Source organism: Microlunatus flavus (assembly GCF_900110855.1).
Lineage (GTDB): Bacteria > Actinomycetota > Actinomycetes > Propionibacteriales > Propionibacteriaceae > Microlunatus > Microlunatus flavus.
The window spans coordinates 76,720-90,546 of record NZ_FOFA01000001.1 but is presented as its reverse complement, the minus strand read 5'-3'; the positions used below and the strand labels follow the sequence as shown (position 1 = coordinate 90,546).

The 13,827-nt window shown below is 73.9% G+C and carries 12 protein-coding genes; 6 read left to right on the top strand and 6 right to left on the bottom strand.

The window, feature by feature from the left end; all coding sequences use genetic code 11:
- Nucleotides 1-2: 2 nt before the first annotated feature.
- Nucleotides 3-965, top strand: coding sequence for a glycosyltransferase (locus BMY04_RS00405; RefSeq protein WP_091177183.1), 963 nt, complete (start codon nucleotides 3-5; stop codon nucleotides 963-965).
- 32 nt (nucleotides 966-997) lie between these two features.
- On the top strand, nucleotides 998-2,290 hold the full coding sequence (locus BMY04_RS00400; protein ID WP_170853925.1) for a glycosyltransferase family 2 protein: 1,293 nt from the start codon (nucleotides 998-1,000) through the stop codon (nucleotides 2,288-2,290).
- A 22-nt stretch (nucleotides 2,291-2,312) separates the two neighbouring features.
- Here the strand turns inward: BMY04_RS00400 and BMY04_RS00395 are convergent, their stop codons facing one another.
- From BMY04_RS00395 to BMY04_RS00385, 3 genes are all read right to left on the bottom strand, one after another.
- Nucleotides 2,313-3,590 carry a glycosyltransferase family 2 protein gene (locus BMY04_RS00395; protein WP_170853924.1) on the bottom strand — a complete coding sequence of 426 codons (1,278 nt, stop codon included), beginning with the start codon at nucleotides 3,588-3,590 and terminating at the stop codon, nucleotides 2,313-2,315.
- Between the two features lie 14 nt (nucleotides 3,591-3,604).
- Entirely contained in the window at nucleotides 3,605-4,747 is a 1,143-nt protein-coding gene (locus BMY04_RS00390) for a UDP-galactopyranose/dTDP-fucopyranose mutase family protein (RefSeq protein ID WP_091177180.1), read from the bottom strand.
- A gap of 120 nt (nucleotides 4,748-4,867) precedes the next feature.
- Nucleotides 4,868-5,833, bottom strand: coding sequence for a glycosyltransferase (locus tag BMY04_RS00385; protein ID WP_170853923.1), 966 nt, complete (start codon nucleotides 5,831-5,833; stop codon nucleotides 4,868-4,870).
- Between the two features lie 156 nt (nucleotides 5,834-5,989).
- On the opposite strand from BMY04_RS00385, the gene BMY04_RS00380 reads away from it, so the two are divergent.
- The gene (locus BMY04_RS00380) at nucleotides 5,990-6,973 is read left to right on the top strand and encodes a glycosyltransferase family 2 protein (protein ID WP_091177178.1); all 984 of its coding nucleotides are present in this window, start codon (nucleotides 5,990-5,992) and stop codon (nucleotides 6,971-6,973) included.
- A gap of 49 nt (nucleotides 6,974-7,022) precedes the next feature.
- Here BMY04_RS00380 and BMY04_RS00375 read toward each other — a convergent pair whose 3' ends face one another.
- Entirely contained in the window at nucleotides 7,023-8,597 is a 1,575-nt protein-coding gene (locus BMY04_RS00375) for a glycosyltransferase family 39 protein (RefSeq protein ID WP_139209691.1), read from the bottom strand.
- Nucleotides 8,598-8,673: 76 nt separating this feature from the next.
- The gene (locus tag BMY04_RS00370) at nucleotides 8,674-9,852 is read right to left on the bottom strand and encodes a polysialyltransferase family glycosyltransferase (protein WP_091177176.1); all 1,179 of its coding nucleotides are present in this window, start codon (nucleotides 9,850-9,852) and stop codon (nucleotides 8,674-8,676) included.
- Between the two features lie 146 nt (nucleotides 9,853-9,998).
- Between BMY04_RS00370 and BMY04_RS00365 the strand changes: the two genes are divergently transcribed.
- The 3 genes from BMY04_RS00365 (at nucleotide 9,999) to BMY04_RS00355 (ending at nucleotide 11,760) form a co-directional block, all read left to right on the top strand.
- Nucleotides 9,999-10,994, top strand: coding sequence for a glycerophosphodiester phosphodiesterase (locus BMY04_RS00365; protein WP_198409863.1), 996 nt, complete (start codon nucleotides 9,999-10,001; stop codon nucleotides 10,992-10,994).
- Between the two features lie 75 nt (nucleotides 10,995-11,069).
- Nucleotides 11,070-11,462, top strand: a complete 393-nt coding sequence (locus tag BMY04_RS00360) for a hypothetical protein (protein WP_139209690.1) — start codon at nucleotides 11,070-11,072, stop codon at nucleotides 11,460-11,462.
- 82 nt (nucleotides 11,463-11,544) lie between these two features.
- Nucleotides 11,545-11,760 (top strand): hypothetical protein, encoded by a 216-nt coding sequence (locus tag BMY04_RS00355; RefSeq protein ID WP_091177173.1) that lies wholly within the window; start codon nucleotides 11,545-11,547, stop codon nucleotides 11,758-11,760.
- Between the two features lie 44 nt (nucleotides 11,761-11,804).
- On the opposite strand, the gene BMY04_RS00350 is transcribed toward BMY04_RS00355, so the two are convergent.
- Nucleotides 11,805-13,826: a purple acid phosphatase family protein gene (locus BMY04_RS00350; protein WP_198409862.1), complete on the bottom strand. Its 2,022-nt coding sequence runs from the start codon at nucleotides 13,824-13,826 to the stop codon at nucleotides 11,805-11,807.
- Between the last annotated feature and the right edge of the window lies 1 nt (nucleotide 13,827).

Below are 13,827 nucleotides of genomic sequence, written 5' to 3'. Positions count from 1 at the left end.
GCATGACGGTGCGTCCCGACGTGTCCGTGATCATCCCCGTGCACAACGCCGGCGGCACGGTCGGCGGCCTGGTGCGCTCGGCCCTGACCATCGACGCCCTGGACGTCGAGGTGGTCGTCGTCGACGACGCGTCGACCGACGACTCCGTCGCGCAGGTCGAGGCGCTGGGCCGTGCCGAGGTCGTCGTCGAACGGTTCAGCACCAACGCCGGCGCGGGCGTCGCCCGCAACCGCGGCTTCGAGCGCGCCACCGGCCGCTACGCGCTCTTCTTCGACGCCGACGACGAGCTCCACCCCGACAGCCTGGTGGCGGCGGTCCGCGGGCTGGAGGACACCGGGGCCGACGTGGCGGTGCTGCCGTACCGCTACCGGCGCGGGGGAGGCGGCGCGGAGGGCATGAACTCCTTCGACGCCGCCGTGTGGACCCGCTACGCGACCGGTCCGCGCCGCCTCACCCGGCTGGGCGAGGTGCCCTCGCTGCTCGGGTGCTCGAACTACCCCTGGAACAAGGTGGTCCGCACCGACCACTACCGGCGTACGGGGCTGCGGTTCAGCGGCACCGTCGTGCACAACGACATCCTCGGGCACTGGCTGACCCTGCTCGACGCGGAGACGGTGCTGCTGCTCGACCAGCCGCTGTGCACCCACATCGTCAACGTCGGCGCCCGCAACCTCACCAACCGCGAGAGCCGGGCGCGGCTGAGCCTGTTCGACGCCCTCGACGAGACCTACACCGCGTTGGAGCGGCGTCCCGAGAAGCGGGCCCGCTACGCCCACCACTACTGGGACTTCGTGCTGCGGGTCGGCGGCTGGGCGACCAGCCGCGTGACCCCGGACGTGGCCGACGAGTTCTCGTTGCGCCTGCAGGAGCACCTGCTGCGCATCGACCTGGGCGACCTGACCCGGATCCGGCTGCGGCACGACACCGAGCTCGCGACCCGCCTGGTCCGGCGGGCGCTCGCGTGAGCGTCGCGGACCACGAGCGGAAGGGGCGCCCCGTGCCCGAGCTGAGCATCGTCGTGACGACGTACAACATCGAGGCCTACGTCGAGCAGTGCCTGGAGAGCGTCGCCGCGCAGACCCTCACCGACCTCGAGGTGCTGGTCGTCGACGACGGCTCGAGCGACTCGACGCCGGCCGTGATCACCGCGTTCTGCGCGCGCGACCCGCGCTTCGTCCCGGTGCTGCTGCCGACGAACAGCCCGGGCGGGGTGGCGACGGCCGCGAACGCCGGGCTCGACCGCGCCACCGGGCGCTGGCTGGGCTTCGTCGACGGCGACGACTTCGTCGAACCGACGATGTTCGAGCGCCTGGTCGGCGCGGCCGTCGCCCACGACGCCGACCTGGCGATGTGCGAGTACGCCGAGGTGGTCGACGGCACCGGCGAGCGCCACGACCCTGCCGACGCGCACCGCTGGGGCGCGCTGACGCAGCCGGCGTACGTGCTGGACGTCGAGACGCGCAAGCGCTTCCTGCGCTTCATCGCGGTGCCGTGGCGCAAGCTCTACCGGCGCAGCGTCCTGGAGGAGCAGCGGATCCGCTTCCCGGTGAGCGAGGGCTTCTACGAGGACAACCCGTTCCACTGGTTCACGCTGCTGGCCGCGCGTTCCGTCGCCGTGGTGCCCGAGGTGCTCTGCTACCACCGGGTCGGCCGCAGCGGCCAGACCATGGCCGCCGCCGACGAGCGGCTGTTCCAGATCTTCGCCCACCACGACACGATCCACGCCTGGCTCGAGGCCCGCGGACTGCTCGACGTCTACGACACCACGCTGCTGGGCTGGGTGGTCTCGCAGATGGAGTGGATCTCCAAGCGCACGCCGCCGGCGCTGCAGCGCCGCCTCTTCGACACGCTGGTGCCGATCGTCGGGCAGTACCCGCCGACGACGCTCGCCGCCGCCCTGCGCGAGGGCAACAAGGGCGCGACGACGCAGCGGATGAGCGCGGCGGTCGCGAAGCGCGAGTTCGGCAGCTTCGTGCGCCGGCTGTCGAACCGGCCCGCCTCCGACAACCCACTGGTGACGGCCACGTTCCACCTCAAGCACTCGGGCGTCACCCACACCGCCGTCCTCACGGGGCGCTACGTCCGCAACGTCCTGCGCGGGCGGCGGCTGCACCGCGTCGCCACGCTGGCCTCCCGGGTCCGGCACCACGAGCCGACCCGGCAGGACCTCATGTTCGGCCTGGTCGTCATCCAGCAGCGCCTCGACGGGCTGGAGGACCACCTGACCGGCATCGACGGGCGGCTGGCCGAGCTCGAGGCGCAGCTGGGCGAGGGCTCTCGGCCCTCCTGACCGGGGCGGCGCCCCGGGCCGGTCAGCCGGTCGGGCCGCGACCCAGGGCCTCGCGCACCTCGGCCTCGAGGCGGGCCTGCGCCTTCTGCAGGTCGCGCACGGCCGTGCGCAGGCCGGTCAGCTCGTGGAGCACGCGGCGGTGCCGCCCGCGTCCCGTGGCGGCGTCGGAGACACGCCGCCCGAGCCGCACCCAGCGCTCCGTACGGCTCGGGGGCGCCTTCGCGGTGTCGCCGGGCTCGGCCAGCAGCTCGGCCAGCGCCGGCCAGTCCGCCGCGCGGACGACCGCGAGCTGCTCGGCGGTGAAGGCCTTCTGCAGCCGCGCCGGGTCGAGCCGTACGGCGAGCGGGTCGTCGAGCAGGGCCGAGAGCCGCAGCAGCTCGCGGGCGCCGGCCCGGGGCCCCTCGCTGACGATCGAGGTGAGGTAGCGCTGCTGCACCAGGACCCGCGGCAGGGCGACGTTGCCGAGGACGTCCAGGCGTTCGGCCATCGGCAGCTCGCTGCGGTTGAGGTCGGCCAGCATCGAGGTGAGGATGCGGTGGTTCTTGTCGATGAGCCGCTTGGCCGTGTTCGCGGTGCGCGACAGGTGCGGCGGCTCCTCCGGGTTCCCGGCGTGGCGCGTCAGGTAGTAGTAGTCGTAGCCGCCGAGCATCAGGAAGCGGCTGGCGCCCAGGATGTAGGAGAAGGCGAAGGTCACGTCCTGCCCGGACGGCAGCCGGTCGTCGAACCGCAGCCGCTGGCGCTCGATCTCGGCGCGCCGGAACACCTTGTGCACGGTGAGCGTGGAGAAGGCCTTCATGCGGGGGACGTCGAGACGGGCCTGCTTGACCCGGGCGGCGCCCTGCCGGCCGTTCACCAGGGCCTGGTGCAGGGCGATCCAGTCGACCGGCGGCTCGTCGGGGGTCTCGGCGAGCGCGTCGGCGATGCGCCGCAGCGACTCGCTGCCGACGGTGTCGTCGGCGTCGACGAAGAACACGTACTCCCCGACGGCTTCGTCGAGAATCAGGTTGCGCGGCCGCGCGGCGCCGCCGGAGTTCTCGGGCAGCCGGAGCACCCGGACGAAGCCCGGCTCGTCGGCGTGCGCGGCCTCGAGCTCGCGCAGGATCGCGAGCGTCTCGGGCTCGGTGCTCCCGTCGTCGGCGAGGACGACCTCGTAGCGCTCGTGCGGGAAGTCCGCGCGCACCACGGAGGCGAGGCAGGCCCGCAGCAGGCCGCGGCCGTTGTAGACCGGGATGCCGACGGTGAACAGCCTGCCGGGGGCGGTCGACGTGCTCTCCGGCGACGGCGTGGGCTCGGGCGTCACGGAACCCTCCTCGTTCATGCGTCCACGAACAGCGACGGCACCGCTCGGCCGGCCTCGACGGCGGCGAGGATCCCGTCCGCCGCGGCCAGGGCCTCGCCGATGGTGACGTCCATGTCCAGGTAGCGGTAGGTGCCGAGCCGGCCGACGAAGGTCACGCCCCGCTCGGCGCGCGCGGCGTCGACGTAGCTGCGCAGCAGGCTCTTGTCCTCGGCCAGGCGGATCGGGTAGTAGGGCGTGTCGCCCTCCTCGGCGAGCCGGCTCGTCTCGCGGAAGCAGACCGTCTGCGCGTGGTGCTCCCACGGGGCGAAGTGCTTGTGCTCGGCGATGCGGGTGTGCGGGACCTCGAGGTCGCCGTAGTTCATCACCGCGCAGCCCAGGTGGTCGCCGTCGGCGCGGATCTCCTCGAAGTCGAGCGTCCGGTAGCCGAGGCGCCCGTGCGCGAAGCCGAACCACGCGTCCAGGGGGCCCGACCAGACCGAGTGGTCGACGTCGCCGCGGTCGGCCTCGGTGTAGGGCGTGGACAGCCGCACCTCGATGCGCGGGTGGTCGAGGACCGCCTCGACCACCGCGGTGTAGCCGTCGCGGGGGATCGCCTGGTGCGGGTGGTTGAAGTAGGAGTCCTCGTAGCTGAAGCGCAGCGGCAGGCGCTTGAGCACCGACGCCGGGATCTCGGTCGGCGCCAGGCCCCACTGCTTGCGGGTGTAGCCGAGGAAGAAGGCCTCGTACAGGTCGCGGCCCATGAACTTGAGCGCCTGCTCCTCGAAGTTGCGCGGCTCGCCGATGGAGGAGTCGGCCTGGGCGGCGATGAAGGTCCTCGCGTCGTCGGGGCCGAGCGCGGTGCCGAAGAGCTGGTTGATCGTCATCAGGTTGACCGGCAGGGAGTAGACCCGGCCGCCCACGGTCGTCCGGACGCGGTGGTCGTACGGGACCATCACGCCGAACCGGTTGACGTAGGACCAGACGCGCTCGTCGGCGGTGTGGAAGATGTGCGGGCCGTAGCGGTGGACCATGACGCCGGTCTCGGCGTCGCGCTCGGTGTGGCAGTTCCCGGCCACGTGGTCGCGGGTCTCGAAGACGATCGCGTCGTGCCCGGCCTCGGCCAGCTGTCGCGCGATCACCGCCCCGGAGAAGCCGGCGCCGGCGATGCCGAACCTCATCGAGTCGTCTCCCGTCGCGTCACGGCCGTCACCGTAGTGAGGCGTACGGGCCCTCCCGGCTCCGAAGACACGGCTCCGGACGGGTTGTCCGACGACCGTCGACCAGCCGTCGTCGAGGCGTCACCGGGGCGTCGGCGAAGGTTCACCATCGGGCGTCGGAGCAGGCCGGACGAGGAGCGCGAGGCAGCGGACAGACTCGCGCGCCTGGCGCGCCGCACCGGCCCAGCGCCCCCGTCGCGCGAGCTGCAGCGCGGTCCTGCCGGCGAACACCGCCGCGTACGCCAGCGCCCGTCGCCGCAGCGCGCCGCGTCGCTCCGGCGCCACGTGGGCGAGCACCGGGGTGAGGGCGGTGACGCGCTCGCGCACGTTCTCCCCGCTCTGCACCCGCGTCGAGGTGTCCGACGCGTCGTGGCGGCGGTAGCGGGCGAGGACCTCGTCGACGAAGACCACGGGCCCGTGGGCGGCGAGCCGGGCCCACATCTCCCAGTCCGCCGCGTGGGGGAGGTCGGTGGAGAAGCCGCCGACCGCCTCGTACGCGCTGCGACGGACGACGACGCCCGGGGCGCGGACCCGGTTCGACACGGCGAGCGACCCGAGCGCGCCGGTCCACCGGCCGGTGCCGCGGCGGTAGGAGCGGGTCACGTCGGTCGGCCGTCCGTCGGCCGTGACGTCCTCGACCCGGCAGACGGCGGCGACCGCGGCCGGGTCGTCGTCGAGCGCGTCCTCGACGGCGTCGTAGAAGCCGGGCAGGACCAGGTCGTCGCCGTGCAGCAGGTGCACCAGCTCGCCGGAGGCGAGGTCCAGGCAGTGGTTGAAGGTGCCGATCGCGCCCCGGTTCACGGCCTGGCCCTCGTAGCGCACCCGGCCCCGGCCGAGCCGCCCGACGACGGCGGCCGGGTCGTCGGCCGACGCGTCGTCGACGACGACGACCTCGGCGCGGCCGGCGTCGACGTCGCCCCCGAGCTGCGCGAGCACCTCCGGCAGCGCCTCGGCCAGGTAGCCCGCGCAGTCGTGCACAGGGATCACGACGGACCAGCGGGGGCGGCCCGTCTCGGTGACGGGCAGGACGGCAGGGACCGGTGGCACGCGCCGCACCGTAGTGCGGGGTCACGCCCCGACCAGGGCCTGCGCGCACGTCGTCACACCCTGTTGGGCGACTGCACCTCCGGGGTTCACCGACCGTTCAGCAGCCGCCCGGAGGATCACGTCCAGCAGTGCTGGCCACGACGACGGAGGTGCGCGATGACGGCGGTCGCTGAGCGGCCCCTCGGGGCCTGGCTGGACGCAGGGCTGTTCCTCGAGGGCGGCCTGGCCACGCAGGCGGCACCCGCCGAGGGGGTCGCCCGTGCGGGCCGGCCCCACGACCTGGCGGTCGTCGTGCTCACCCAGGCGAACCGGCCCGACGAGCTGGTGCGGGCCCTGGCGTCCGTGCGCACGCAGCGGGGCCTCGACCTGCAGCTCGTCCTGGTCCTCAACGGCGCCCTCGCCGAGAACGCCGCTCGGCTGGAGCTGCCGCGGCTCGGCCCGTCCGACCGCTTCATCGTGCTGCCCGAGAACGCGGGCATCCCCGGCGGGCGCAACATCGGCGCCGCCGCGGCCGACGCCCGGGTGATCATGTTCCTCGACGACGACGCGGAGCTCCTCGGGCCCGACGTGCTCGCCACGGTGGTCGAGCGGTTCGACGCCGACGCCGGCCTCGGCGCGATGGCGATCCGCCTCGTCGACCACGAGGGCCTCACGCAGCGGCGGCACGTGCCCCGGGTCGGGAAGCGTTCCGCGCTCCGCTCGGGCGAGGTCACGCACTTCATCGGCGCGGCCTGCGCGGTGCGCGCCGAGGCGTTCACGGGCGCTGCGGGCTTCGACCAGCGCTTCTTCTACGCGATGGAGGAGTCCGACCTCTCCTGGCGGCTCCTCGACGCGGGCTGGTCGCTCTGGTACTCCGCCGACCTCACCGCGTTCCACCCGCGGACCACGCCGTCGCGGCACCCGGGCCACGTCCTCCTGACCGCCCGGAACCGTTTCTGGGCGGCCTGGCGCTCGCTCCCGCTGCCCGTCGCCGCCGTCTACGTGTCGATCTGGACGCTGCTCGCGGTCGCCCGCGGCGGTGCGGCACGTCAGGTGCTGGCGGGCTACCGCCAGGCCTGGGCGGCGCGCCCGGCCCGGCGCCCGATGCGCTGGCGCACGGTGGCGCGGATGACCGTCCTGGGCCGCCCGCCCGTCCTCTGAGCCCTGCCTTCGGTCGTCGGTCTTCCGAGCCCCTCGGTCTTCCGAGCCTTCAGCCCGCGTCCGTGCGGACGTAGAGGTGCACCTCGAGGCTGCGGACCCCTGCTCCGGGGGCGGGGAACAGCTGCTCGGCAGCGAAGTGGTCCTTCAGCACGGCCATCTCCGCGGCCCCGACCTCGTCGCCGGCCTTCACCCGCTGGTTCTTGGTGCTGACGACCCAGATGCGCTGGCGGGTGAGCATCTCCTTGCGGATGGCGTCCGGCGTGCGGTTCGTGCCGCGCAGGTTGGCGGCCTGCACCGCTGACCGCTTGAGGGCCAGGTCGTCGACGCCCGCGTACGCGTCGGGGTAGGCCATGGCGCCGAGCCGGTAGCTCAGGGGCAGGAACAGCACGCCGTCGCCGGGCCGGGCCACGGCCGCGACGACGGCCGCAGCGCCGGCGAAGTCCTGGGAGCGGGAGCCGGTGGTCCGCTCGTGGCGCAGCGCGGGCAGCTGCGCGAGGGAGACGGCGAGGACGAGCACGACGGCCACGACCCAGCCGACGGCCGTCCTGCGGGTGACGCGGGCTGCCGTGGACGCGAGCTGGTCGACCCCGCGCCCGGCGAGGAGCGGCAGCCCGGCGACGGAGAACAGGACGTAGCGGACCTGGAAGAAGGGGTGGACCAGGGACGCGGCCAGCAGGAGCCCGACCGGCACCAGCAGCAGCGGCAGCGCGACGGCGGCGAGGCCGAGCGGCGTGGGCGGCCGGCGCCGCACCTCGGCCACCGTCCCGACGGCGACGAGGGCGACCAGCACCAGCGAGAGCCACAGGTTCACCGACAGGAACTTCGCCGCCAGGTCGGTGAGCGTGCTCCAGGTGGGGGAGGTCATGTAGCTCACCTGGCCCGCCTGCTGCTGGGTGAGCCAGGCCAGCGGGGCGACGAGGAGACCGCACACCACTGCGGAGAGCAGCCAGGCGCGCCACACCCGCCAGGCCGGCCGCGCCAGGAGCAGCGTCACCGCGTGCGCGGCGACCGCCAGCACCGCGAACTCGTGCAGCGTCGCCGCCGTGACGAGGCAGACCGTGCAGCCCCACCACCAGCGCCGCCGGCCCGACGCGAGGGCCTGGACCAGGCACCACGTGGCGAGCAGGACCGCGCCCAGGACCAGGGCGAAGGAGCGCCCCTCCTGCCCGTAGTACGACACCAGGGGCCATCCGGCGAAGAGCAGCCCGGCCACGAGCCCCGTCCGAGGACCGGCCAGGCGCACGCCGAGCGCGGCCGTCGCGCCGGCGCCGACGGCCATCCCTAGCACCGAGGGCACCCGCATCCAGACCTCCCCGCCGCCGGGCAGCAGCCAGAGGTGCATGAAGAGGTAGTACGCGCCGTGGACGAGGTCGATGTTCTGCAGCACGGCGAGGATCTGGTGGACCGGGCGCGTCGCCACCGTGTACGTCGCGGCCTCGTCCAGCCACATCGACCCGCGGTCGAGGCCCCAGAGGCCGACCACCAGCATGACGACGACCGAGGCGACGACGGGTGCGGCGACCGCCGGGTCGACCCGGCGCAGCCGCGCCGGCCCGGTCCGGTGCTCGACGGGGCGCGTCGCGGCGTCGACCGGGGCGGCGTCGGGCTCGTGCAGCGTGGTCATGTCCGCGGACGCTACAAAGACCTGGGCGTGCAGCCTGCTGCGGCTCGGGCCCGTTCCCGGAGTCGTCGCCGAACGTTCACGCATCGAGCGCGGCCCTCACCTTGCGCTTCCCGCCGGGCAGCCGGAGCTCGCCGAGCCGGCGCCGCCGCACGAAGCGACGGCGCACGTCGTCCGGCGTCCGGGCCAGGTGCGCGATGACGTCGGCACGACGCTCGGCGAGCAGTCCTGGCGCCATGGCGTACGCGACGGCGGTCATCGTGGCCCCCAGGTCGACGGCGGCGGGGGGCTCGCCCTCGGGCGCGCGCGTCCAGCTGCGCAGGTCGGGCACCGTGGCCTCGACCAGCGCCGCGGCCGTCCGGCCGGGGTGGGAGAAGGGCGCCAGCCGCTTGAGCACGACGTCGGAGTCGAGCTGGGCCACGCGCAGGCCGTAGACGTCGCGGGCCACGAGCAGCTCCGGCGCAGCGGACCCCACGACCAGGCGGACCGCGCCGGTCTCCAGCCAGGCCTCGACGGGACCGAGGTCGTCCACGACCGTCAGGTCGGCCCGCACCTGCTTCGCCGCCTTCTCCAGCTCGCGGCGCGCCCGGGGCCGCAGGCCAGGCTCGGCGAGCAGGACGATGCGCGAGTGACCCGCCTCGGCGCAGCGCTGCACCATCGCCACCAGCAGGGCGGTGCGGCGCTCGGCGTCGAGGGCGTCCGCCCAGGCGGACGTGCGGCCGATCACCAGGGTCGTGGGGTTGCTCACCGGGCCGGGGGCGGGCAGCGCGGACGCCGCGGCGCGGTGGTCGGGGAGCGCGACCGCCACGGCGGGCACCCGGCGCTCCGCCAGCAGCAGAGGGGTCACGCCGGGCACCAGGTCCAGGTGCAGCACGCGGTGGGTCAGGCGGGCGAACCGTCCCCGCACGCCGTCCGGCGTCGGCCCGTACGCGTCGGCGCCCACCGCGACGAGGGTGACGCTGAGCTCGACGAGGCGCCGCGCCAGCGCGCGGCCCGCCTCGACCGACGCGGTGCCGACGACCAGCTCGACCGGACCCTCCTCGAGGCGCCCGGACGTGGCGACGAGGTCGTCGAGCGCGACGACCCGCTCGGCGAGGCCGAGCTGGTCCGCGGTCCGCCGAGCCGCGTCCGAGGCGTCGCCCGTGCCGAGGACGAGGACGCAGGACGCGGCGGCGTCGAGGTGGCCGCCGCGCAGCGCCGCGGCCATGACGAGCACCTCGTGCGGCGTGGTGGCGACCAGGTAGCAGGGAGCGCTCACGCCCGAAACCTAGGGTGCGAACCCGTCCGCAGGTGTCGGCGGCAGAAGCGCCCGGTGGACACCAGGTGAACTCCCGGTGGCGTGCGGCGCGCGGGGTTCCACCGCCAATACCCACGAGGCGGCGGCCGTTCTGCTGGGATGGCGACGTGAACCTCGTCATCGGACACCGCGGCGCCAGCGGCTACCGCCCGGAGCACACGATCGCGGCGTACGAGCTCGCGATCGAGCAGGGGGCCGACGTCATCGAGCCCGACGTCGTCCCCACCCGCGACGGCCACCTCGTCGTGCGCCACGAGAGCGCGATCACGGCCAGCACCGACGTCTCGGAGCACCCGGAGTTCGCCGACCGGCGCACGACGAAGACGATCGACGGGCGCGAGCTGACCGGGTGGTTCACCGAGGACTTCACCCTCGACGAGATCCGCACCCTGACCGCCCGCGAGCCGCTGCCGGCGCTGCGGCCCCAGAACGTCGCCTTCGACGGCCAACCGGTCGCCACCCTCGACGAGGTCCTCGACCTCGCCCGGCGCTCCCGCACCCGCGACGGCCGACCGGTCGGCGTGGCTCCGGAGACGAAGCACCCGACGTACTTCCGCTCGATCGGGCTGCCGCTGGAGGAGGCGCTGGTCGACGCGCTCGGCGCGCACGGGTGGAGCCGGCGCGACGACCCCGTGGTCATCCAGAGCTTCGAGACCGGCAACCTGCGGATGCTGCGCGGGCTCACCGAGCTGCCGCTGATCCAGGTCCTGCACGTCGTGGGCGCCCCGTACGACCTGCGCAGCACGGGCGACCCGCGCACGTCGCTCGACCTCGTCACCCCGCAAGGCCTCGCCGGGATCAAGGAGTACGCCGACCAGGTGGCGCTCCACAAGGACCTGATGATCCCGCGCGACGCCGACGGGCGGCTGCTCGAGCCGGGCCCGGTCCTGGACGACGCCCACGCGGCCGGGTTGCGCGTGACCGGCTGGACGTTCCGCCGCGAGAACCGCTTCCTCCCGCTCCAGCACCGCAGCGCCGGGTCGGAGGACGCACCCGGCGACCTGCTCGGCGAGATCGAGACGTTCCTGCGGGCGGGCATGGACGACTTCTTCACCGACAACCCCGACATCGGCGACGTCGCCCGCTCGGCGCTGGTCGCCTGACGCCGCCGCCCTGCCCGACGCCGGTCGTCGCCTGTCGTTCGTCGCGTGTTCACCTGGCCCTGCGAGCATCCGGACGTGACTGAGCACCAGGTGCTGGGCCCGGCGAGCGCCGGCTGGAGCGACTACGTGGGGACCGCCGCGGCCGAGGACGCCGTGGCGACGCTCGGCTCGCCGAGCCTCTACGAGCTGGCCGGCGTGGACCGCGAGCGCTGGACGATCCTCGGCATCGACATCGCCGTCGACGAGTCCACCGCGGTGACGGTGTACGCGTTCGACCGCCAGACCTCGGGGCTGGTGTCGATCGACGACATCGAGCGGCTGGGCTGGGAGTCCGGGCAGATCCCGGTCTCCTCGTTCCCGGTGAGCGCCGACCGCGTCGACGCCTTCATCGAGGACGCCTTCAAGCGCATGTCCATCCGCCTGGTCGCCCGCGCCGTGCGCGACCAGGCGTTCGTCGTCACCGACTGAACGGCTGCCCGCTCGGGGTGTCCGTCAGGTGGGTGCGCGCACTCTGGGGGCATGGACCGTCAGGTCCGGCCGAGGAGGCCTCATGAGCACCGGAACCATCGTCCTGATCGTCGTCGTCGTCGTGCTGGTGGTCGCCGCGGCGATCCTGGTCCCGGTGCTGAGGCGGCGCAGCACCGCGCGTGGCGCCAGCGCCTCGGCCAAGCTGCCCGCCCTCGGTCAGATGGGCGGCGACCCGAACGCGGCCCCCAAGGACCACCACCGCACGAGCCCGGCCGACCCTCCGGCCCCGACCGTCTGAGGTCAGGGCCCGGAGGGCCGGCCGGGTGCGCGTACCGGCCCGCGCTACGGCGTCGGGTCGGCCGCCGGTCCTGCGTCGAGGCGCCGGATGCGTCCCTCGCCCGCCCGCCGGCGCAACGTGATCCGGTCGATCTCGCTGTACGCCTCGTTCGTCCCGGGCAGCGCGTCGGCCAGCGTGCGGATCGTGAACGTCGTGTGGTGGCCCTGCTTGGCCGGCTTCACGTCGATCGCGAGGAAGGCGTACGCGTCGTAGCGGACCTGCGACCAGTCGACGACCTCGGGCACCTTGGTCCCCTGCAGGTAGCCGGAGTCGTTCTTGGCGGTGCCGTCGGCCGACCAGTAGTAGCTGTTCACGACGTTCTCGGTGTTGTTCTCTGCCGTGTTCGCGCCGCCGGCGGGAGAGTAGCCGCGGTAGCGCTGGCCCTCCGGCAGCAGCTGCGCACCCGTTGGGGTCACGCCCTGCGGGGCCGGGGCGTCCGCGCTCGGGGCCGGCCGGAACGGGTAGCGCGGGCGGCCGCCGCTGCCCACGCAGATGTAGGTGACGCCGTCGACCTGCGGGTGCAGCACGGAACCGTCGGGTGCGCTGCGGGTGCGCTTGCCGTACCGGATCGGGTCGGTGCGCTCGAGCAGGTGGTTGTGGCCCTGCACGACCAGGTCGACCTCGTAGCGGCTGAACAGCGGGTCGAGCGCGTCGCGCAGGCCGCCGTCGGAGGCGTGGTTGTTGGTCGTCGAGTACGCGCAGTGGTGGAAGAAGGCGACGACGAAGTCGATCTCGTGCGCCTGGTCGGCGTCGGTCCGCCAGTGCTTGAGGGTGCGCTCCAGCCAGGCCAGCTGCGCGCCGTCGGAGTAGCCCTTGTTGGTCTGGATCTCGTTGCTCAGCTCGTTGGCGTCGACCGAGATCACCGCGACGTTGCCGTACACGAACGCGTAGACCGACGGGCAGCCCTTGGGTCCGTTGGTCGGCAGGTCGAGCCGGTCGAGGTGGCCGCCGTAGCCGTGCGTCGGGCTGTCGCCGAGCTGCACGGTGTTGCCGTACAGGGGCTCCATGTCGTGGTTGCCGGTGGCGAACATGAAGGGGGCGAAGGCCGCCTGGGGTTCGATCTGGTTGAGGAAGACGTCCCAGACGTAGGGGTTGTAGAGGTTCGTGCCCGGCGCCGACGTCCCCAGCGGGGTGTGGGAGTCGTCGGCCGGGAGGCCGCTGCCACCCGGGTCGGCGTAGCAGATGTCCCCGGCCAGGAGGGTGAAGACCGGACGCTGCGAGGCCATCAGGTTGGTCTGCGTCGCGGCCGGGTGCGGGTCGCGGCCGCTCGTGCCCGCGACCGGGTCGTCCGGCTTGTAGTAGTTGTTGTCGAAGACGCCCGTCGGCCACGTGCCGCCGGCGTCGGTGACCACCTTGGGGTCGTCGGCCCAGGCGTGGCGCGGGTCGGTCGGGGCGCTGTTGGTGCCGACGTCGGCGAACGCCGTGAACGTGAACTCCTCGGGCACCTCGCTGGCGTGGTTCCGTCGGCCGCTCGGCGGCTTCGGCGCCGTGGTGAAGAACGCCGTCCCGCTCGTCGCGCCGTCGGAGAGGCGGAGACGGTAGTGGTAGACCTTGTCGGCCCGCAGGTGGTCGAGGCGCGCCTTCGCGTAGAACTGGCTCCCGACCGGCCCGCCGGGGATCGCGTACTGGCCCACGAGGTGGACGATCTCGGCCTCGTACCGCTCGCCGTAGTGCCCGGGCTCGGTGCCGACGTCGACGAAGCAGCGCAGCTTGGACGGCAGCGTCCCCGTCTTGCTCACCAGCTGCGCGGTGACCGCCATGGCGTTGTCGGGACGGCCGCCGTGGCCCTGCACGAAGGACAGGTGCCGACCGGAGATCACCGTCCCCGTGGTGCCGGCCGTGCCTCCGCCCGCGGCGAAGGCGGCGCTCGCCAGGCCGAACTGCGCCGCGGCGTACCCGCCGGCGCCGGCCATCACCGCCTTGAGGATGCTGCGCCTGCTCACGGACTCGCGCGCCAGCTCGCGCGCGTTCCACTCGGTGTACTCGTCGATGGTGGTGGGCTGACCGCCCTGCTCCAGAAGACTCACG